Raw genomic sequence first — 21,672 nt, 5'->3', positions numbered from 1 at the left:
ATGGCTAACGATAAAATAGTTATCCGCGGAGCACGTGCGCATAACTTAAAAAATATTGATGTGACCATTCCACGAGATGAGTTAGTAGTTATTACTGGACTTTCAGGTTCTGGGAAAAGTTCTTTAGCTTTTGATACATTATATGCTGAAGGGCAAAGAAGATATGTGGAAAGTCTATCGGCTTATGCAAGACAATTTTTAGGTCAAATGGATAAACCAGATGTGGATAGTATTGATGGGCTTAGTCCTGCTATCTCGATTGACCAAAAAACAACAAGTAAAAACCCTCGTTCAACTGTTGGAACGGTGACAGAAATTAATGACTATTTGAGATTATTGTATGCTCGTGTAGGTCATCCGATTTGTCCGAATGACGGCACAGAAATCAGCAGTCAATCTCCTGAACAGATGACGGACCGAATTTTGGAATTAGAAGAGAGAACCAAAGTTCAAATTTTAGCACCGATTGTTCGTAGTAAAAAAGGACAACACAAAAAAGTTTTTGAGAAAATCAAAAAAGAAGGTTTTGTCCGCGTTCGAATTGACGGAGAGAGCTATGATATTGAAGAAGTTCCAGAACTTGAAAAAAACAAGAAACACTCAATTGAGATTATTGTGGACCGAATTGTGGTTAAGGAAGGTGTCCGCTCACGACTGTTTGATTCTTTTGAGATGGCTTTACGCTTATCAGAAGGTTACGCCTTAGTCGATGTCATGGGACAGGAAGAAATGCTGTTTAGTGAACACTACGCTTGTCCTTATTGCGGCTTTACAGTAGGTGAAATTGAACCAAGATTATTCTCATTCAATACACCTTTTGGGGCTTGTCCTGAGTGTGACGGATTAAGCGTTAAGTTAGAAGTGGATAAGGATTTAGTGGTTCCTGATGGCAGTAAAACATTAAGAGAAGGAGCCATTGCACCGTGGAACCCAATTAGTTCAAACTATTATCCACAAATGTTGGAACAAGCTTGTGAACAATTTGGAATTGATTTTGACACACCTTTTGAGCAATTAGAAAGTGAGCAACAAGACATTTTACTAAAAGGCTCAAAAGGAGAAGAGTTTCACTTTCATTATGAAAATGAATTTGGTGGCGTCAGAGATGTGGATATTCCGTTTGAAGGTATCTTGATAAACATCAAACGTCGCTATCATGAAACAAATAGTGATTACACGAGAGAACAAATGAAGTTATATATGACCGAATTAACGTGTGAAACTTGTCATGGGTATCGTTTAAATGAAGAAGCTCTTTCTGTAAAAGTTGATGGGAAACATATTGGTCAAATTAGTAACTTAGCTGTCGGAGATAGTTTAGCTTACTTTGATGAGTTATCATTTGGTGAACAGGAACAAATGATAGCCAATCCGATTTTAAAAGAAATCAAAGATCGTTTAAGTTTCTTAAAAAATGTAGGACTGACTTATTTAACTTTAAGTCGTGCAGCTGGTACGTTATCAGGAGGAGAAGCGCAACGGATTCGATTAGCGACACAAATTGGTTCTAATCTTTCAGGGGTTCTTTATATTTTAGATGAGCCGTCGATTGGGTTACATCAACGTGATAACAATCGCTTAATTGATTCCTTGAAGAAGATGCGTGATTTAGGAAATACCTTAATCGTTGTGGAACATGATGAAGATACCATGCGTTCAGCAGATTATTTGATTGATATTGGTCCTGGTGCTGGTGAATTAGGTGGTCAAATTATTGCAGCAGGAACACCGAGTGAAGTTGAGCAAGATGAAAATTCGTTAACAGGACAATATTTATCTGGTAAGAAACAAATTCCAGTACCAACAGAAAGAAGAACTGGCAACGGAAAATCAATCGTTGTTAAAGGTGCAGCTGAAAATAATTTGAAGAACTTAAATGTGTCATTCCCACTAGGTAAATTTGTGGCGGTGACAGGCGTTTCAGGTTCAGGTAAAAGTACTTTAGTTAATGGAATCTTGAAAAAAGCGTTGGCTCAAAAAATCAATCGTAATTCGGAAAAACCTGGCAAATATAAATCAATAACAGGTTACGAAGACATTGAAAAAATTATTGATATTGACCAAAGTCCGATTGGTCGAACACCTCGAAGTAATCCGGCAACTTACACGAGTGTCTTTGATGATATTCGAGATTTGTTCTCAAAAACAAATGAAGCGAAGATTCGTGGTTATAAAAAAGGACGTTTCAGCTTTAATGTTAAAGGTGGACGTTGTGAATCTTGTCGTGGGGACGGTATTATTAAGATTGAAATGCACTTTTTACCAGATGTGTATGTTCCTTGTGAAGTTTGTCATGGTCAGCGTTACAATTCGGAAACTTTAGAGGTTAAATACAAAGGTAAAAATATAGCAGAAATTTTAGAGATGACGGTGGAAGATGCGGTTGATTTCTTTAAAGCAATACCTAAAATTCATCGTAAAATGCAGACCATTGTTGATGTTGGTTTAGGTTATGTTAAATTAGGGCAATCAGCAACCACATTATCTGGTGGGGAAGCTCAACGGATGAAACTTGCTAGTGAACTACATAAACGTTCCTCTGGCAAGAACTTCTATATTTTAGATGAACCAACAACGGGACTTCATGCAGATGATATCAGTCGATTGATTGGTGTGTTAACCCGTTTAGTGGATGCAGGTAATACAGTTCTTGTGATTGAACATAATTTAGATGTGATTAAAACAGCAGATTACATTATCGACTTAGGACCAGAAGGCGGCGATGGTGGCGGTACAATTGTAACGACAGGAACACCAGAAGAAGTCATGATGGTCGAAGAAAGCTTCACAGGTTATTATCTAAAAGAAGTAATGGAAAGATTTAAATAAATGGTAGATTCAAAAGCGTTTAACTCCGAGCAACTGGAGGAACTCATAAACAATCCGAGGTTTTGGGATTGCTTATGAGTTGTGAAGTTGCCGAAGGAGTTGCTTTTAAATCTCTGAATAGAAATGGTAGATTCAAAAGCGTTTAGCCCCGAGCAACTGGAGCTAAACGCTTTTTTAGAATATTTTTATCCATTAACTCGTTTAATTTCACGATTGATATTCATTAAATAAGTGACAATTGAAAGAATGATAAAGAGGGTAATTAAAGTGATCATAAACGGTAATACTTCAACTTTTCCACTGCCAAGACCTAATATTTTTTGGAAGAATAGAAATAAATCAGCTCTTAAACTAGGGCTAATAATTTGAATGAGCATGCTAACTAAAATAGGAATGACAATCAGTAAACCAATGACAATTAGTTTTTTTACACCCGTCACACGGTCATTAAATGTTCCAGCAATTGTTCCAAACGAACTTGCAGCTAGAAGTAAAACAAACAAGAGTAAGAAACTAAGGAACACGTTATTATCGGTGTAAAATTCAGTTAGAAAAAGTGTGAATTTAAAGTTTGTCGGTAAAACTTTATTTAATAAAAATGGAAACAGCATCAAAGCCAAAGCGAAAACAGCTGATAAAATGGCATTTGAAATTAAAGAAGCTAAGTAAATGTTAAGTCGTGACATGCCATTTTGAATAAATAATTTAAAATCAGTGCTAATCCCAATGAAAGCAAGTATTATCATGAAGACAATACCAGGAATAATGGCGTCAGATTTTACGACCTGATCAACGCCACCTGCCATAAAGATCCCAACTAAAGGCAATATAACGGCAAAAAAGATAAAGTATGCAAAGAAAATGATGGCTGACTTCATTTGATACTTAAAACGATAAGAGATTGCTGTGGATAATTTCATAAATAAAACCTACTTTCTTTTAGTTAATTGAACGAAGTAATTTTGTAGATTAAGTGGTGAAACGGAAATATCATTTGAAAAATTATCTGGCAGTTGACCTGTGATATGAACGCTAATGAAATCACCCAGTTCTTCCTGACCAAGAATCTCTGAGTCTTTAACCGCAGCTAAAACACTTGTCTTAGGACCAGACAAGGTGAAAGATGTTTCTAAAATAGTTGAAACGTCTTCAGCGACACTAACTTTTCCTTTGTCGATAATGATGACACTTTCTAATAAATTAGTAATCTCTTCAATTAAGTGAGTTGAGATAATAAAAGTTCGTGGGCTTGTTTCATAGGTTTCAATTAGAAACTCATAAAATAATTCTCTGTGGGCTGCGTCCAATCCTAAAACAGGTTCATCTAGAAAGATGTAATCACAGGGAACACATAAGGCAATGATTAACTTGGCAATACTACGATAACCTGTGGATAATTTTTTGAAAGTTGTTTTTTTAGTAAGTTCAAACTCTTCCAACATCTTTTCAGCTAAATCCCAATCAAAAGAACCGTAGAATTGTTCCGAAATTTTAAACATGTCTTTCACTTTCATCGTTGAAGGAAAAAGATTGTCTTCACTCATTAGATAAACTTGATTAAGAGTGACTTCATTATCAAGTAAAGTGTTTCCATCTAAGAGAACGTCTCCACTACTTGGTACGCTGCGATTGTTTATAACATTTAAAAGAGTACTTTTACCAGCACCGTTTCTACCGAGTAATCCATAAATTTTATTTGGTTCAATCGTAATGGTGATATTATCTAACGCTTTTTTATCTTTATAATTTTTATCGATATTTTTGATTTCTAAACTCATGATTGATACCCTCTTTCTAAAATAGCTTTTAATTCTTCCAAGCTAATATTTAATTTTTTAGCTTCTTCAATAATTTGATGCACATCTTGATTTAAGAACTCTTCTTTTTTCATTTTAATCACTTTCTCCTTCGCTCCTGATAGAACAAACATGCCAATACCACGTTTCTTTTCGATTAACTCTAAATCGACTAAAATATTCATCCCTTTTAATACGGTCGCTGGATTGATTTGATAAACTTTTGAAATCTCTGTCGTTGAAGGGATTTGAGCCCCTTCTGAGTAAGCACCATTTAAGATACCTTCATTGATTTGATCAGCTACTTGTTGGAATAAAGGTTTGTCACCTGTGTAATTAAACTTCATGAAATCACCTCACTACTTATTTGGTTAGTTGGTTATGTAACTAACTATATATCCGAGTAGTGAAATTGTCAAATAATTTTTTTAGCTATCTTATGACACGCCAGGTATGTTATAATTGAAGAATTGAAAATAGGGAGTGAGATAAATGGAAGAAAAACAAATAGAAAGTCTTCAATTAGTTGTTATTACAGGAATGAGTGGTGCTGGTAAAACAGTGGCTATCCAAAGTTTCGAGGATATGGGCTTTTTCTGTATTGATAACTTACCTCCAAGTTTAATTCCTAAATTTTGGGAATTAATTAAAGAATCTGGCAAAATTACAAAAATAGCCTTAGTGATTGATTTAAGATCACGTGCTTTTTTCCAAGAAATCCAAAGTATGTTAATTGAAATTGAAAATACAAAATTAGTTGATACAAGCATTATGTTCTTAGATGCTTCAGACAAAGAATTAGTTTCTCGCTATAAAGAAACAAGAAGAACCCATCCTTTAGCGATGGACGGATTAGTGACAGAAGGTATTGCTAAAGAACGTTCATTATTAAGTGAATTAAAAGCCGAAGCACAATTAGTGATCGATACGACAAAATTGGCGCCTCGTGAGTTAAGAGAACGCATCATGTCTAACTTCAAGTCTCAAGATACCTCAACTTTTAGAGTTGAGATGGTTTCTTTTGGGTTTAAATACGGACTACCAATTGACGCAGATATCGTGATGGATGTCAGATTTTTACCGAATCCTCACTATGTGGATGAATTACGTCCAATGTGTGGTAAAGATAAACCAGTTTATGATTACGTGATGGCGTCAGAAATGACAGAAGATTTCTATCAAAAATACGAAGAATTAATTTTAAGCATTCTACCAGGTTATAAAAAAGAAGGTAAAATGAGTTTAACGATTGCGATTGGCTGTACAGGTGGTCAACATCGTTCGGTTGCTTTAACTGAGCGTTTGGGTCACCGTATTGAACAAGATTATAAGACAAATATCACCCACCGAGATATTTCAAAAAGAAAAGAAACAGTTAATCGTTCATGAAAACTTACCGCATAAGAAGACCTAAGATCGTCGTTATCGGTGGCGGAACTGGTTTACCAGTTATCTTAAAAGGTCTTCGTTATCAAAGTGCAGATATCACAGCAGTCGTAACAGTGGCTGATGATGGTGGCAGTAGTGGTGCTTTAAGAGAAAGTGTCAACATGAGTCCTCCTGGGGATTTACGTAATGTGCTAGTTTCTTTATCGGATATGCCTCAAATGTATGAAAAGATCTTCCAATATCGTTTTAAACAAGAAGATGATTTTTTAGCGAATCACACGATTGGTAATTTGATTATTGCGGCTCTTTCTGAAATGAAAGAAAGTACCTATGACGCTATTCAATTGCTAACGAAATTTATGCATGTGGATGGTCATATTTATCCAGCATCAGAAAAATCTTTAACGCTTCATGCAAGATTTGAAGATGGAACAGATGTAGCAGGTGAATCTAAAATTGCCGAAGACCGTAAAAAAATCGAGTATGTTTATGTAAAAAATACTGGAGATGATGAGAAACCAAAAGCGGCACGTAAAGTCGTGACTGCCATTAAAGAAGCGGATATGATTGTGCTTGGTCCTGGTAGTTTATATACTAGTATTTTACCTAACCTAATGATTGAGGATTTAGGTCAAGCGATTAAAGAATCAGAAGCTGAAGTGGTTTATATTTGTAACATCATGACGCAAAAAGGTGAGACAGAGCATTTTTCTGATGCCGATCACATTCGCGTGTTACACAAACATTTAGGCGCAAAATTTGTGGATACTGTGTTAGTAAATACCGAACCTATTCCAGAAGGATATATGGATTTTGATGTTTATGATGAGTATTTGGTACAAGTTCGCCACAATTTCCAAGGGTTAAGAGATGAAGAGTGTCGCGTGATTTCTGCGGACTTCTTAGAACTTAAAGATGGCGGAGTTTTCCATGATGGCAACAAAGTAGTGGAAGAGTTATTCCGTTTAGTCTTTGGGACAAAATATTAAAAAGTAAGGGAGTGAGTCAGGATGTCTTTTGCAGCAGATGTAAAAAAAGAACTGACCACATTGGAAGTTCATAAGGAACACGCAAAGGCGGAGTTAGCCGCTTTAATTAGAATGAACGGTGCAGTTACACTAGTGAATCGCCAGTTTGTTTTAAATGTTCAAACGGAGAATGCAGCGATCGCTAGAAGAATTTATACCTTACTAAAAGATCATTATCAAGTGAATAGTGAGCTGTTAGTTCGACGTAAAATGAAACTAAAGAAAAACAATGTTTATATTGTGAGATTGAAACAAGGGACTCAGACGGTTCTAAATGATCTTGAAATTATGGACGGGTTTATGTTTAGAACTCGTGTTTCGGAGTCTATCATGGGAAATGAGCAAAAAATGCGTTCGTATTTACGTGGCGCCTTTTTAGCTGGTGGCTCGGTCAATAATCCTGAAACTAGTCGTTACCATTTAGAGATTTATTCCATGTACGAAGATCAGTGCAATGATTTGTGTGAGATGTTGAAATTTTATGATTTTAATGGTCGTGTTTTAGATCGTCGTAATGGCTTTATCGTTTATTTAAAAGGGGCAGAAGAGATTGCTGATTTTCTCATTTTAGTAGGGGCAACGAATGCCATGTTGAAATTTGAAGATGTCAGAATAGTACGCGATCTAAGAAACTCAGTAAATCGTTTGATGAACTGTGAAAATGCCAATATGAATAAAACAGCCGATGCAGCCAAACGTCAAATTGAAAATATTCGTTTGATTGCTGACAGAGTCGGTTTAGATAGTTTACCTGAAAAATTAAAAGAAGTGGCAGAAATGCGCTTAGAAAATCCGGAAATTAGTTTGAAAGAACTAGGCGAGATGTTACCTTCTGGCCCGATCACTAAATCAGGAATTAATCATCGAATTAGAAAAATAAACGAATTTGCAGATAAGTTATAATAGTTATTAAAAAAGCGTAGAGAGTTGGTAGAATCCCTTTTCTCACGCTTTTTTGTGCCCATTGTTATTCAAATTTGTGAAATAGTGATATACTTACTTTAACTAAGGAAGGGTGAGTGGCGCTATTGAATACCAAAGATTTGTGGCAAAGCTATGTTCAATCAAATGAAGTCAATCAAACGCTGTTACCAGAATATATTATTGAGTCCTGGAAATACTGTTCAGATAATTCGGTTAATCCTTTTTCTAGACAAGGGATTGAAAGAATACCTGATGTGGAACTAGCCATCCAAATGAAAGAGTTATCATTTTTAATCCAAACGGTCAAAAAGGAAATTAAACGTCTAAGTGAATTTTTTTATATTAAGAAACCATTATTTATTTTAACTGATAGTAAGGGAACCATTCTTTGGCGAGAGGGTCATTCAGAAACGAGAGATTTAGCCAATAACATCCAATTTTCTGAAGGGAGCGTTTGGACAGAAAAAGCAGTGGGAACCAATGCGATTGGGATTGCTTTAAGAACGCTACAAAGTGTGACTGTAGAGAGATTTCAACATTTTTCAGAAGCCTCACACCCTTTTACCTGTAGTTCAACCCCCATATTTAATGGAAACAATGAAGTCATTGCTTGCTTAAATGTCTCAACTATGGAAACAGCTAGTGAAGTGAATTATACGTTGTTTGCCTTAAAAATGATTGCCAAAAATGTTCAACAACGAGTGATTGAACAAGAAATTAAAGTAAAAAAAGAGCAGCTATTAGAGGTATTGGATTCTCCTTTTAAGCAGTCTTTACTTGTGGGCCTTGATGGGAAAATATTGTCGGTATCTGAGGATTATCAAGAGCAATATCAGGAAAATCAAGGCGAGTTAATTACTGAATTGATGAAAGTTGAAGCGACTCCGTTTAAAAAGGAAAAGCTGTATCAAAATAAGGAGCTAATTGGTTTCCGTTACAAATTAGAGAAAGGTCAAGTCGAGCCTTCTTTTGTAAGTTTTGGTATTACTTCTAAAAATAAAGAATATCAAAAATTTTTAAACCAATTGTCACAGGCTGCTAAATCAGAGTTGCCGATTCATGTTTACGGAGAAACGGGAAGTGGTAAAGAAGTTTCCGCTAAGACGATTCACTACAATAGCAGTCGCCAATTCGGCAAACTGGTTTCTGTTAACTGTGGGGCGCTAAGTGAAAGTTTACTTGAGAGTGAGTTATTTGGTTATGTGGCGGGTTCCTTTACAGGTGCCAATCAGTCAGGATATAAAGGGAAAATAGAACAAGCGAATCAAGGAACTTTATTTTTAGATGAAATCGATAGTATGTCAAAACGAATGCAAGTTGCTTTACTTCGTGCGTTAGAAGAGAAAAAAATTACACCGATTGGCAGCGGTAAAGAACTCAGTGTTGATTTTAGACTAGTCACAGCGAGTAACAAGGACTTGAAAGAACTTGTTAAACAAGGAGAGTTTCGAGAGGATTTATTTTATCGTTTGTATGTGATTCCACTAAATTTACCTTCTTTAAGAGAGAGACAAGAAGATTTCTCAACCCTTGTGGATGTCTTTTGTCAGAATAAGAAATGGCAACCTTCTTGGCAAAATAAAATCAGCCAAATAGGAAAAGAATATGAGTGGCAAGGAAATATTCGAGAATTTCAAAATTTTCTAGAGAGGTTGTATCTTTATTTTCCTAAAAAAGAACCCACACATGAGGAATTAGTAAATCTTATTTCCATTGGGTCAATCAAGATAATCCCTAAATTAGATAATGCGTTGGATGAGCGATCAGAGATTATTCATACCTTACAGGAGACTGATTATCATTTAACGAAAACTGCTGAATTACTAAACATGGCACGTAGCACCCTTTACCGAAAAATAGATAAGTATCAAATTGATATAACTAAGAAATGAAACTAGCAATAGAGAAGTCATCAAGCACCTAAAAAGTGTTTGATGGCTTTTTTGTTGCAACATCGTCCTAGTTGTTTTGTCTCATGGGACGTTTTAGAGAACAATAAAGTTTTATTTAAAGCGTTTTCTAAGTTGGCACGGAATTTGCTATTAGTAAGGTGTAGTAGAAAATAAGGAAGGTGATGTTATGAAGAAGTACAATCTGATTGTGATTGGTGCAGGTCCCGGTGGCTATGTTGCGGCGGTTGAAGCGGCGAAGTTGGGTCAAAAAGTGGCAGTCATTGAAAAAGAAAAAATCGGAGGTACTTGTTTAAATGTTGGTTGTATTCCCTCAAAAGCCTACTTGAAACATGCAAGTTGGGTGGAAGAGTTAAAGGAAGCAAACCGTTTTGGAATTTCCAATGAATTAGGGGACATTGATTACACCAAATTAGTGGAGCGAAAAAATGGGGTTGTGAGTCAACTTCAACAAGGAATCCACTATTTATTTAAGCAAAACAACATTGATTACTATGAAGGGGAAGCGAGTATTCAATCATCACATGAAATACGTGTTAACAATGAGTTATTAGAGAGTGATTATCTACTGCTTGCAACAGGAAGTCATCCTTTTGTTCCACCAATTAATGGGATTGAAAATAGCAAGTATCTAACAACGGACACCTTCTTTGATTTAAAGGAGTTACCAAAAGAATTAGTGATTATTGGTGGTGGTGTGATTGGGGTAGAGTTAGCCTTTGCCATGGCACCTCTTGGGACAAAAGTTACGATTATCGAAGTCGCCCCAAGTATTTTAATGACAGAAGATTTAGAAGCAACGCAAATCATCAAAAATCAATTAAATAAAATGAAGGTTCAAGTGATTGAAGGAGCAACGATAAAAGATGTTGAAGCTAAGAAAGTTATTTTAGCAGATCAAGAGATTTCTTTTGATGAGTTACTTGTTGTGACTGGTCGTAAGGGAAACTTAGACTTGGCAGAAAACTTGAATCTTGAAAAATCAGAAAATAAAAAATTTATAAAAACCAATCGTCAGTATCAAACATCAGTACCTAATGTTTACGCTGTTGGGGATATTATCGATGGGTATATGTTGGCTCATGCAGCTAGTAAAGAAGGGACAAAAGCTGTCCGACATATGTTTGGTGAAAAAGAAGCCCCACTTAAAAATGAGCAAGTTCCAAGGTGTGTCTATACTCATCCAGAAATTGCTAGTTTTGGTTTAAGTGAAGTGGAAGCCAAAGAAAAAGGTTTTGATGTATTAGTTTCAAAAACGCCTTATTCAGCTAATGGTCGAGCGATTGCAGGAAATGAAACCACAGGCTTTATTAAGGTGATAGCTGACAAAAAATACCATGAAATATTAGGTGCTGTCATTGTTGGAAGTAATGCAACAGAGATGATTCACACCATTCTAGCCGTTAAAGAATCAGAGGGACGTTTAGAAGAAATTGAAAAAATGACATTTGCTCATCCAACCCTTTCAGAAATGATTGGTGAACTGGGTAGCCAAATGATTTTCTAAGGAGGAATACATAATGGAAAAAATGACAAAGCAACAAGCAGAGTGGATTTATAAAACAATGAATGATATCCGAAATTTTGAAGATGAGGTTCACGGGATTTTTACTAAAGGAGAAATTCCAGGATTCGTCCATTTATATGCAGGGGAAGAAGCAGTCGCAACAGGGGTTTGTGCTCACTTAACAGATAAAGATTACATCACAAGTACTCACCGTGGTCACGGTCACTGTATCGCTAAGGGCTGTGATTTAAACGGAATGATGGCAGAAATTTTTGGTAAAGCAACAGGACTTTGTAAAGGTAAAGGCGGCTCAATGCATATTGCTGATATCGATAAAGGAATGCTAGGGGCAAACGGTATGGTTGGTGGTGGTTTCCCAATCGCTGTTGGAGCTGCTTTACGTAATAAATATTTAAAAACTGATGACGTAGCGATTTGTTTCTTTGGTGATGGTGCCTCAAATGAAGGAACATTCCATGAAAGTATTAATATGGCTGCTATTTGGGATTTACCAGTGGTGTTTGTTTGTGAGAACAATGCCTTTGGTGAAGCTTCAGCTGTGGAATATGCATCAGGTTCAAAAACGATTGCTGAAAGAAGTGCGGCTTATGGTATTCCTGGCGTACGTGTAGACGGAAAAGATTTAGTTGCCGTTTATGATGCAGCAGGTGAAGCGATTGACCGTGCTAGAAGCGGAAAAGGTCCAACTATTTTAGAATGTGTGACGTATCGTAATTACGGTCACTTTGAAGGGGACGAACAAAAATATAAATCAAAAGAAGGCAAAGAAAAAGAATTTGCTGATATTGATAATATTCCAGTCTTTAGAGAAGTAGCGATTAAAAATAAATGGTTATCAGCTAAAGTGGCAGATGATATTGAAGGACAATCTGAAAAAGATGTGGCAGCCGCTATTCTTTTTGCTAGAGAAAGTGAGTTACCAAATCCAGAATGTCTATATGAAGATGTATCGATTTAATTGAAAATCAAGATGAGGAGTGACAAAAATGAGTAGAAGAATAACATTTATGCAAGCAGTTAATGAAGGTTTAGATATGGCAATGGATAAAGATGATCGTGTCATTTTGTTAGGTGAAGACTTAGCAGGAGGAACTGGGATCGAGCATTTGAACGGAGAAGGCGCTTTTGGTGGCGTGTTTGGTGTGACTAAAGGCTTAGTGGAAAAACATGGTTATGAGCGCGTGATTGATACACCAATTTCTGAAATGGGTTATATGGGAGCGGCAGTTGGTGCGGCTGCAACTGGTTTACGTCCAGTGCCAGAATTAATGTTTAATGACTTTTTAGGTTTCTGTTTTGATACCTTATTAGCGCAAGGATCTAAAATGCGTTACATGTTTGGTGGAAAAGCGACCATTCCAATGACTGTAAGAACATGTCACGGTGCAGGTGCTTCAGCGGCAGCGCAACATTCAGGTTCTTATTACGGGATGTTTGGCTCTATTCCTGGTTTAAAAGTAGTTGTACCTTCTAATCCTTATGACGCTAAGGGATTACTACTTTCAGCAATTGAAGATGATAATATTGTCATTTTTTCAGAAGATAAAACACTTTATGGATTGAAAGACGAAGTGCCAGAAGAATATTATAAAGTTGAAATAGGTAAAGCAAAAGTTAAACGTGAGGGTAAAGATTTAACGATTGTAACAATCGGAAAAATGCTTTATGTGGCGTTAGAAGTTGCAGAAGAATTAGAAAAATCAGGGGTTTCAGTGGAAGTGATTGATTTAATTACAGTAGCACCCTGGGATCAAGAAACAGTTCTTAATTCAGTGAAGAAAACTGGTCGCTTAATCGTGATCGATGAAGCCAATCCTCACAATAATACAGCGACAGATATCGCATCTGTGGTTGGGGATAAAGCATTTGATTATTTAGATGGTCCTGTGAAATGTATCTGTGCACCAAATACGCCAGTTCCATTTGCAAGTAATTTAGAGGCACTTTATTTACCAAATAAAGACAAAGTTTTAGAACAAGCGAAAGAATTGATTGAGGATTTAAAATAAAAGGGTAGGTGAGAAAAATGGCAGAAGCATTATTAATGCCTACATTAGGCTTAACAATGACAGAAGGAACTGTGGATCAATGGTACAAACAAGTGGGAGATACAATCACAAAAGGTGAACCAGTTGTATCAATTAGTTCAGAAAAATTAACTCATGATGTAGAAGCACCGACAGATGGTGTATTACTAGCAATTACTGTGGATAACGGTGGTGAGATGATTTGCCAAGGTGTGATTGGCTATGTTGGAAACGAAGGTGAAGAAGTTCCAAGTGGTGAGAAGTCTGTTGTTGAAGAAGTGGAAGTTTCTGAAACAGTCGAAACAGCACCAGTGAAACAAGAGGCACCAGTAGCAAAAAGAAATGCTGGTGAAAGAATATTTGTAACGCCTTTAGCTAGAAAAATGACAGAAGAAAAAGGGTACGCACTAGAAGATATCGTCGGAACTGGTGGTAATAACCGAATTACTAAGAGAGATGTAGAAAGACATATTCCGCAAACTCAAGGTAGTCCAGTCTCTCAAAACATTGGTGAAGGGTTAGAAGGTATGCGTAAAGTCATTGCTCAAAGAATGCACAATAGCTTACATCAAACAGCCCAACTAACTCTACATCGAAAAGCTAATATTACTAACTTACTTGCTTTTAGAAAAGAATTGAAAGTTAAAGCAGGTCCTAATTTAAGCCGCAGTGCCTTAAGTATTAATACTCTATTAATTAAAGCAGTTAGTTTGGCACTTAAAGATTTACCAGAAATGAATGCGTCATATGATGGTTCTGAATACTTGAGACATGATGAGGTTCATATGGGAATTGCTGTGGCTGTGGATGATGGGTTAGTGGTTCCAGTTATTAAGCAAGTCGATACAAAATCTCTTAGTCAAATTGGCGAAAAATTTGTAGAAGTTACGTCACAAGCGATTGATGGCACGTTACCAGGAGATTTATATAGTGGTTCAACATTTACTATTACAAACTTAGGGAGTGCAGGAATTGAGTATTTCACACCGATTTTAAATACCCCAGAAATTGGGATTTTAGGTGTTGGAAATACCACATCAAAACTTGTTTTCAATGAAGAGAAAGAAATTCAAGAAATCGAAGAGTTACCGTTGAGTTTAACTTTCGATCATCAAGTTGTAGACGGATCACCAGCAGCAGAATTTTTAGGAAGAATTGTTTATTATCTAGAAAATCCTTATCTGCTTGTTGTTTAAATAAATTTTATATATTGGAGATGCTAACATGTCAAAAGTCGCAATTGTTACAGGATCAGCAGGTGGTTTAGGTTTAGGAATTGCCGAGCGCTTAGTAAGAGATGGATTCAAAGTTGTTTTACACGATATTAATGAGGAAAACTTGAATCAAACAGTTACAACTTTACAAAATCAAGGAATGGATGTTTTTGGAGTTGTGGGAGATGTATCAAATCAGGCAGATCAAGAAAGCTTAGTTGAAAAGGCTGTTGAAAAATATGGTCATTTGGATGTCTTAATCAACAATGCAGGCATTGATGCCGTGACACCTATTCTGGAAATTACAGAACAAGAGTTAAACCGAGTGTTCCAAATTAATGTCAATGGCGTTGTGTTTGGTACCCAAGCAGCAGCCAAACAATTTATTAAACAAGGGACAAAAGGTAAAGTGATTAATGCGTGTAGTATTGCAGGGCATGAATCATTTGAAATGCTTGGCTCATATTCAGCTTCAAAACATGCTGTTAAATCATTTACTCACTCAGCAGCAAAAGAATTGGCACAACATCAAATTACGGTGAATGCTTATTGTCCAGGAATTGCGAAGACAAAAATGTGGGATCATATTGATGCAGAGATGGTTCGACACAGTCACGGCAAATTACAACCAGGTGAGGCTTTTGAGCAATATTCAGCAGGTATTGCTTTAGGTCGCTACCAATTACCAGAAGATGTGGGTAACCTTGTGTCATTCTTGGCATCAAGCGACTCTGATTATATAACAGGTCAAGCTATCTTAACCGATGGTGGATTAGTTTATCGTTAAAAAATAAAAATAATATACTTTTAAATCATAAAAAAGGTGATGAAAACGGCGTTGCTGTTATAATTTCCATGAAAAAGGATTTCTTGCTAAGATTATACTTAGTGAGAAGTTCTTTTTTTATGTGAGATATCAAAGGTGTGTAGTATGGTATAATCAAATAAAGAAAATATTCACAAGTGGATAGAAAGAGGTTTACTATGATTTTATCAATCGTTATTATGTTGTTAGGGTTATATTGTTTATTATTAGCGCCTAGATATTATCCAATGATTGGTTACCGTGGGGCTTTATATTATATGAAAAAACAGGAGTCGTGGAAAATTACCAATCAAATTTTTGGTTTATACTTATTTATTTCGGGCTTGATTTACTTTATTAATGGAAATTTAAAACTATTGATTATCTTATTAATTGTTGCGATTATGACGACTGATTTGATTTCTTTACTGATATTGAAAAGGAAAAAGAGTCGATGAATCTTTCAGAAACAAAAATGAGACGGTATAAATTGATGGAGTACGATAGTCAGTATTATTTAGTTGATATGGAGACAAGTACTAAGTCTTATCTTTTGCCTTATTTAGTTTGGATGTATCCGCTCAAAGTGTACAAAATTTCAGAGAAAGAGTATCATCACCTGGTTAATATAAGACAAACTAAATCAACATATTTACTCGGTTTTTTAGGAATGATTTTAGGTAAAGTCATTTATGAAGTGTTCAAAAATTCTGTTCTAGATAATCAGTTAACTTTTCTTTTTCTAATTATAGGAACAATCGGTTTTATTTTTTTTAGATTACTTCAAAGCTCTCAACAATTCAATAAGTTAAATCAGCATCTTAAACTAACTAATCAAAATCAATACTTAAGCTTAACAGAACTTTCAAGTAACTATAGAAAACAAGCGATAGGGCGTTTGGTAGCTAGTTATCTTATGTTTATTGCGATAGCATATTTTGCGATTAGTTTTGATAGTATCATACTAATTATTTACTTTTTATTATTAGCAGTGATTAGCTATCAAAATCGTTATTATCTATCACCATACACTTATCAGATAACTATTAGATGAGGATGGATACCAAGAATCTTAATTTTAGAAAATAAAAAAACAGATGACAATCCTAACTGTTAAGTTAGAAGAGTCATCTGCTTTATTTCTTTTTAGAAGCTTCCGCCACCGCCACCGTGACTTGATCCACCACTGTCAAAATGAGTATCAGAACCACCGCCGCCGCCATTATTGTTAGATGGTTTTGGAATGTGTCTAGTTGTGACAAAATCCGCAGTTTTAACAGCATCAGCATGGGTAATATCCACTGTACTCATAGCACTGTATGGATAACTATAGCTTGAACGTTTTAATTTGTACTTAGAATAAACGCTAATGTAAAAGGCAACACTTGCAGCGATTCCGCTGACTAAAGCAATCACAATTTTTAAGGGAGACATGTATTTTTGCTTGTCTACTTTGCCTGTTTTTTCATTGTAAACATAGCCTTTGGCAGGACCTTCTTTTAGATAAGAAGTTGTTTTCTTAAAGAAGGTGTTAACTGCCCCAACGTTATCGCCATCTTTTAAATCTTCCTCAATGGCTATTTTGAGTCGTTCTATTCGTTTATTATTAACCACAGCGATCGTATTTCCCATCGTTGAGACATGGTATTTACGATTTCCCATATCAATTAGAAAAAGCATCCCGTCATGAGTCTCACCCACACCAAATCCGCCTTCTCTATAAAAATCATCCGCAAAAGCTTCTGGTGTTTTACCATTTGTTGAGTTAGTTGTTACAATGACGATTTCTGACTTATACGTTTCTTTGATGTCTTTAATTTGTTTTTCAAATTGTTGAACATCTTCGTTAGTGAATAGTTTTGCTTCATCGTAGACATTTTTTTCAGCTGCGTTAGCCTGTATTCCAAAAATGGGTAAGATAAAGAATAAACCTAACATAATAAATGAGAGTAGGTAGCTACTTTTTTTTATGTTCAAAATAATAAATACCCCCCTAATAAGACGATTCCACTAACAACCGCACCGATGATAGCAGACGTCCCAATTAATTTTGTTTTGTTAACTGGTAAGATACCACTTGTTTTACCAGAGACACCATTCATCGCAAAGTAGTAAGGTTCCTCACTATCGTGACCTTTGTATGTCACAATCCAAAGTGGTAGTAAGTAATATTGATTGGACTGATTTAATAATTGTGTTTGACAACGAGAACTATCAATCATGCCGTAACCAGAGATATCATTGACGAGTAAACTCTCTGTGTACTGATCTAGTTCTTGATTAACAGATTCTTTAATATCATTGAATTCCAAATCTCGTTTTTCTGCTTGGAAACCAGATAAGAAACGAGAATCAAAGGCTTGGCAATCATCCACATTAAATGGTTGCACGGATTCAATCATGTTTTGCTTAACGTTTTTAGAAAGAGCCGTTTTTAATAACGACTTAAAGGTAACATTTCCTTTTCTTCTAATGTCATAACGTCTGGTTCTAGTGTATTCTGTTTCATCAATTCGCCAAACGTCAATTTTAGTTCCTTTGGCTTTGACATCGCCAAAAAGTTCAGCATCCACATTCCAATAAGGGAAGTAAACACCTGTCATTTTTTCAATTTGTTTTTTACTGAAAAAATCACGAGGGATGAATTTCTTTTTATTCGCCCATTGCAAGAATTTTTCCTTAGCTTCTTTTTCAGAAACTTTAAAAGGTAAAATAGCGTTGGGTAAAAATTCACCAGAAACCCTGTCTTTTAAGACAACAGGGTTATGGCAGTAATAACAATACGTTGCAGCGGTGGTTTCATCTGTGACGACTTCGGCTCCGCAGCTTGGACATGCATATAAATTAAAGGTTTCTTTAGCTACTTCTTCAATATGAGATGGTTCAGTATTTTCTTTAATATCTGTGTCTTTAAAAACACTTAGACAGTACTCGCAATGAAAAGACTGTGACTCTGGATCAAAGAGTAGAGGTCCATCACAATTTGGACACTTATGTGAAACAACATCACTCATTTTGTTAGCCTACTTTCATTGATTTATAAAGGCATTCCTTGGAAAGGTTGCCCACACTCAGGACAGAATTTTGGCATTTGACCTGAAACAGTAATGACTTCATGACAGTTTGAACACTTCATTTGAATACCACCACTTGAAGCAACTGGTTTAGAACCACCACATTCAGAACAGAATTTACCGGTATTTTCTGTTTGATCACTTGGACAAGTCCAAGTATCAGCAGAGTTTTGTGTTTGTTGAGCGGCTTGTTGTTGCTCCATTTGTTGTTGGTTTGTTTGAGATGCTTGAGAGAAGTAATTTCCGGTTGCTCCCATACCAGCTTGCATGCCCATGAATCCAGCCATACTGCCATTAGCATTAGAACCAGCATCTTTCATTCCTTCAGCGATTGATCCTTGAACAAAACCTTCACGAATACCAGCATCACCAAGCATGGCACCTTTGTTACGCATGTTGATTAATTCTTTAGAGTCGTCTGTATAAGAGATACTAGAAACCCCCACAGAAACAACTTCCATACCGCGTAAAGTTTGCCATTGTTCATCTAAAACAGAAGACATGTACTTACTTAATTCCATACTTTTTGATGGAATAAAACTAATTCTTTCACCAGCTACAGACATTTGGTTGATCGATGTTTGTAAGGCTGTTAAAAATTCAGATAAGAATTGATCGTTGATTTCGTTAATTTCTACATGGTCTTGGTTTTTAGGTAAAACATTAGAGTAGAAAAGAATTGGATCAACGACTTTAACTGAGTAAGTTCCGTGAGTTCTCAAGAACAATTCAGCATTATAAAAATTATCAAAGTAGTTAATTGGGCTAGGAGTGCCGAATTTAATGCCTCTGATTTCTTGTAAATTAATATAAATAACTTTTTGTTTTTGGGGTGTCATACCACCAAATTTGAAACGATCAAAAGATTCTGCAATGGCGTTTTTCAAATCACCATTAAACATTGATGGTGCTGATTGGTTGTTAACAGTGTAGTATCCTTCTTCAGCTGTATAATCAATAATTTTTCCGCCATCAACAAGAAGCATCATGGTATTAGGATAGACATGAACAACAGAACCATCAGTAATCACATCAGAGGTTCCTTTTTTATTGCCTTGACGTTTTTCGTTTTTACGAACAAGAACACCAGTCGTCATGACTGTTGAATCGCTTAAATCTGCTGGTTCGATAACCTCTAACCATTGGTCGGCAAATCCACCGCCGATTGAACTTGCTGCTGCTTTAATTAAACCCATAATATCGCTCCTTAGTAGTTATAGAATGTGTTAATTTTACCATAGATAAGTTTAAAGAGACAATCAGTCGAAAGGAGTATTATCTTAATTTAAAATACGAAAAAAGCTAGAAAATCAGATGATATGATTTTCTAGCTTTTAGTATGTTGTTTTAGACTAGATTCAAAAGGAAGTTCCTTCAGTTGCTTGGAGCTAAACACCTTTTTCATCATGCTATTTTAGTTCAGATTCAAAAGGCAGCTCCTACGGCAACTTCGCAAATACTAATCAATTCGAAAAGCGTGAATTGTTTAGTATTCACTCCAGTTGCTTGGAGCTAAACACCTTTTTCATCATGCTATTTTAATAATTCAAGTAATTCTTCATTACTGATTTTTTGATCAAAGACTTGATCGTCTACAATAACAGTTGGGATAAAGAAGACGTTAGCTTCTTCAGCCTCTTTAACGATTTCTTGGCTGATTTCATCATTATTTTGACGAGTTAAGCTTAATGTTGATTCGGCAAAATTTGCAATCTCAGTGTGATCTTCTAAATCGCCCCAAGTATCTTGCGTTTCATAGATTGATCGAATGGCACTAATCGCTGATGCATCATTTGGAACAAAATCGTGCATCACGTTGCCTTTAGCGAGTGAAGGTTTTTCTTTATTAAATAATTTAATGATTCTTTGGATTTTACCTTCATTAACTAATTCTTGTAGTAAATCTTCTTTTTCATCAGACCACTGACGACAGTAGGGACATCTTAAGTTAACGAATTCTACGATTTTTTTTGGTGCGTTGTCATCACCAATTTTGATGCCTGTTTCTGTATTAATTTTTGTTACATCAACATCTGTCATTCCCATAAGATCACTCCTATTTTAATTTTGAACTGTTTACCATCACATCATCGATTAAGCCGTAAGCTTTAGCTTCTTCAGCTGACATAAAGTTATCACGGTCTGTGTCTTTTTCGATGACCTCAATTGGTTGACCTGTGTTCTCAGCTAAGATAGTGTTTAATCTTTCGCGAGTGTTTAAAATGTGGCGAGCAGCAATTTCGATTTCAGTTGCTTGACCTTGTGCGCCGCCTAAGGGTTGGTGAATCATGATTTCAGCATTTGGTAAAGCAAATCGTTTCCCTTTAGTTCCTGCTGTTAATAAGAATGAGCCCATAGAAGCTGCCATTCCTAAAACGATGGTTTGAACATCTGCTTTAATGAAGTTCATTGTGTCGTAAATAGCAAGTCCTGCTGACACACTACCACCTGGTGAGTTGATGTAGATAAAGATATCTTTTTCAGGGTCTTGAGCATCTAAAAATAAAAGTTGCGCAATCACTGAGTTTGAAACATTATCATCGATTGGTCCGCTTAACATGATAATGCGGTCTTTTAAAAGTCTTGAATAAATATCGTAAGCGCGCTCTCCACGAGAAGATTGCTCGATAACTGTTGGTATTAAATTCATAAAAAAATTCCTCCTAAACTAAAACGCTGATTAATGGTATTTTAACATAATTTAAATTAACTACCTAGTAAAAGTGTAATGGTTAGGTCAACAAAGGTCAAAGAATCTGTTTTCCTTTGATTAACCATTCGATTGAATTAAAAAACTGCTACACAAAAGTAGCAGTCAAAATGATTAAAATTCGTTATAAATAAAGCCGCCGCCACTTGATTTTAAATAGCCATAAAGATAAATCATCGCTAAAAGAATACCAGTGTACATTACAGTTTTACCAATGAATTTGAAAATTTCTTTTTGTTTGTCAGTCACATAATCACCTTTATTTTTTATTTTTAACTCACTAACAGCGTACTTTTTAAGTTACTGTTTGTATGATACAATCAATCATGAAAACGCGCCCTAAGGGAATCGAACCCCTGTCTCAAGAACCGGAATCTTACGTGATATCCACTACACTAAGGGCGCAGATAGTATCAATTTTATCAAAATATAAAAAAA

General features: G+C 35.8%; 21 protein-coding genes and 1 tRNA gene. 12 read left to right on the top strand and 10 right to left on the bottom strand.

The window, feature by feature from the left end:
- Nucleotides 1–2,829 carry an excinuclease ABC subunit UvrA gene (gene uvrA / locus G7082_RS01350; RefSeq protein ID WP_166033383.1) on the top strand — a complete coding sequence of 943 codons (2,829 nt, stop codon included), beginning with the start codon at nt 1–3 and terminating at the stop codon, nt 2,827–2,829.
- 185 nt (nt 2,830–3,014) lie between these two features.
- Here uvrA and G7082_RS01345 read toward each other — a convergent pair whose 3' ends face one another.
- From G7082_RS01345 to G7082_RS01335, 3 genes are read right to left on the bottom strand one after another with little or no spacing between them, the layout of a single operon-like run.
- The gene (locus tag G7082_RS01345; protein ID WP_166033382.1) at nt 3,015–3,749 is read right to left on the bottom strand and encodes a hypothetical protein; all 735 of its coding nucleotides are present in this window, start codon (nt 3,747–3,749) and stop codon (nt 3,015–3,017) included.
- Between the two features lie 9 nt (nt 3,750–3,758).
- Nucleotides 3,759–4,607, bottom strand: a complete 849-nt coding sequence (locus G7082_RS01340) for an ATP-binding cassette domain-containing protein (protein WP_166033381.1) — start codon at nt 4,605–4,607, stop codon at nt 3,759–3,761.
- Nucleotides 4,604–4,972, bottom strand: coding sequence for a GntR family transcriptional regulator (locus G7082_RS01335; protein ID WP_166033380.1), 369 nt, complete (start codon nt 4,970–4,972; stop codon nt 4,604–4,606). Before G7082_RS01335 ends, G7082_RS01340 begins: the two co-directional genes overlap by 4 nt.
- Nucleotides 4,973–5,117: 145 nt before the next feature.
- Here G7082_RS01335 and rapZ point away from each other — a divergent pair, with 145 nt between their 5' ends.
- The 11 genes from rapZ (at nt 5,118) to G7082_RS01280 (ending at nt 16,504) form a co-directional block, all read left to right on the top strand.
- On the top strand, nt 5,118–6,014 hold the full coding sequence (gene rapZ, locus G7082_RS01330; RefSeq protein ID WP_166033379.1) for an RNase adapter RapZ: 897 nt from the start codon (nt 5,118–5,120) through the stop codon (nt 6,012–6,014).
- A complete protein-coding gene (locus G7082_RS01325) occupies nt 6,011–7,003 on the top strand; it encodes a gluconeogenesis factor YvcK family protein (RefSeq protein ID WP_166033378.1) in 993 nt (330 codons plus the stop codon). Before rapZ ends, G7082_RS01325 begins: the two co-directional genes overlap by 4 nt.
- A 21-nt stretch (nt 7,004–7,024) precedes the next feature.
- Nucleotides 7,025–7,945: a DNA-binding protein WhiA gene (gene whiA, locus G7082_RS01320; RefSeq protein ID WP_166033377.1), complete on the top strand. Its 921-nt coding sequence runs from the start codon at nt 7,025–7,027 to the stop codon at nt 7,943–7,945.
- Nucleotides 7,946–8,070: 125 nt separating this feature from the next.
- Nucleotides 8,071–9,858, top strand: coding sequence for a sigma-54-dependent Fis family transcriptional regulator (locus G7082_RS01315; protein ID WP_166033376.1), 1,788 nt, complete (start codon nt 8,071–8,073; stop codon nt 9,856–9,858).
- 187 nt (nt 9,859–10,045) lie between these two features.
- The gene (gene lpdA / locus G7082_RS01310) at nt 10,046–11,383 is read left to right on the top strand and encodes a dihydrolipoyl dehydrogenase (protein ID WP_166033375.1); all 1,338 of its coding nucleotides are present in this window, start codon (nt 10,046–10,048) and stop codon (nt 11,381–11,383) included.
- A 13-nt stretch (nt 11,384–11,396) separates the two neighbouring features.
- Nucleotides 11,397–12,362, top strand: coding sequence for a thiamine pyrophosphate-dependent dehydrogenase E1 component subunit alpha (locus G7082_RS01305; protein ID WP_166033374.1), 966 nt, complete (start codon nt 11,397–11,399; stop codon nt 12,360–12,362).
- Nucleotides 12,363–12,390: 28 nt separating this feature from the next.
- A complete protein-coding gene (locus G7082_RS01300) occupies nt 12,391–13,413 on the top strand; it encodes an alpha-ketoacid dehydrogenase subunit beta (RefSeq protein WP_166033373.1) in 1,023 nt (340 codons plus the stop codon).
- A gap of 17 nt (nt 13,414–13,430) precedes the next feature.
- Nucleotides 13,431–14,627, top strand: a complete 1,197-nt coding sequence (locus tag G7082_RS01295) for a dihydrolipoamide acetyltransferase family protein (RefSeq protein WP_166033372.1) — start codon at nt 13,431–13,433, stop codon at nt 14,625–14,627.
- A 28-nt stretch (nt 14,628–14,655) separates the two neighbouring features.
- Nucleotides 14,656–15,432 (top strand): acetoin reductase, encoded by a 777-nt coding sequence (locus tag G7082_RS01290; protein ID WP_166033371.1) that lies wholly within the window; start codon nt 14,656–14,658, stop codon nt 15,430–15,432.
- 197 nt (nt 15,433–15,629) lie between these two features.
- The gene (locus G7082_RS01285) at nt 15,630–15,908 is read left to right on the top strand and encodes an SdpI family protein (protein ID WP_166033370.1); all 279 of its coding nucleotides are present in this window, start codon (nt 15,630–15,632) and stop codon (nt 15,906–15,908) included.
- On the top strand, nt 15,905–16,504 hold the full coding sequence (locus G7082_RS01280) for a DUF443 family protein (RefSeq protein WP_166033369.1): 600 nt from the start codon (nt 15,905–15,907) through the stop codon (nt 16,502–16,504). The genes G7082_RS01285 and G7082_RS01280 overlap by 4 nt, the downstream gene beginning before the upstream one ends.
- 92 nt (nt 16,505–16,596) lie before the next feature.
- Here the strand turns inward: G7082_RS01280 and G7082_RS01275 are convergent, their stop codons facing one another.
- The 7 genes from G7082_RS01275 to G7082_RS01245 all read right to left on the bottom strand — a co-directional run bounded on the left by G7082_RS01275 (nt 16,597) and on the right by G7082_RS01245 (nt 21,639).
- On the bottom strand, nt 16,597–17,427 hold the full coding sequence (locus G7082_RS01275) for a TPM domain-containing protein (RefSeq protein WP_166033368.1): 831 nt from the start codon (nt 17,425–17,427) through the stop codon (nt 16,597–16,599).
- Complete coding sequence (locus G7082_RS01270; protein WP_166033367.1) at nt 17,424–18,464, bottom strand: TFIIB-type zinc ribbon-containing protein; 1,041 nt, start codon at nt 18,462–18,464, stop codon at nt 17,424–17,426. The genes G7082_RS01275 and G7082_RS01270 overlap by 4 nt, the downstream gene beginning before the upstream one ends.
- A gap of 23 nt (nt 18,465–18,487) precedes the next feature.
- Complete coding sequence (locus G7082_RS01265; protein ID WP_166033366.1) at nt 18,488–19,720, bottom strand: SPFH domain-containing protein; 1,233 nt, start codon at nt 19,718–19,720, stop codon at nt 18,488–18,490.
- A gap of 337 nt (nt 19,721–20,057) precedes the next feature.
- Nucleotides 20,058–20,570 (bottom strand): thioredoxin domain-containing protein, encoded by a 513-nt coding sequence (locus tag G7082_RS01260; RefSeq protein WP_166033365.1) that lies wholly within the window; start codon nt 20,568–20,570, stop codon nt 20,058–20,060.
- 10 nt (nt 20,571–20,580) lie between these two features.
- A complete protein-coding gene (gene clpP / locus G7082_RS01255; RefSeq protein WP_086951975.1) occupies nt 20,581–21,174 on the bottom strand; it encodes an ATP-dependent Clp endopeptidase proteolytic subunit ClpP in 594 nt (197 codons plus the stop codon).
- Nucleotides 21,175–21,348: 174 nt separating this feature from the next.
- Entirely contained in the window at nt 21,349–21,483 is a 135-nt protein-coding gene (locus tag G7082_RS01250) for a teichoic acid D-Ala incorporation-associated protein DltX (RefSeq protein ID WP_166033364.1), read from the bottom strand.
- An 84-nt stretch (nt 21,484–21,567) separates the two neighbouring features.
- Nucleotides 21,568–21,639: transfer RNA gene (locus tag G7082_RS01245), tRNA-Arg, on the bottom strand.
- Between the last annotated feature and the right edge of the window lie 33 nt (nt 21,640–21,672).

Origin of the sequence: Vagococcus hydrophili (genome assembly GCF_011304195.1) — a bacterium.
Classification (GTDB): Bacteria; Bacillota; Bacilli; order Lactobacillales; family Vagococcaceae; genus Vagococcus; species Vagococcus hydrophili.
The sequence above is the reverse complement of the archived record's forward strand: the minus strand, read 5'-3'. Positions and strand labels throughout refer to the sequence as shown.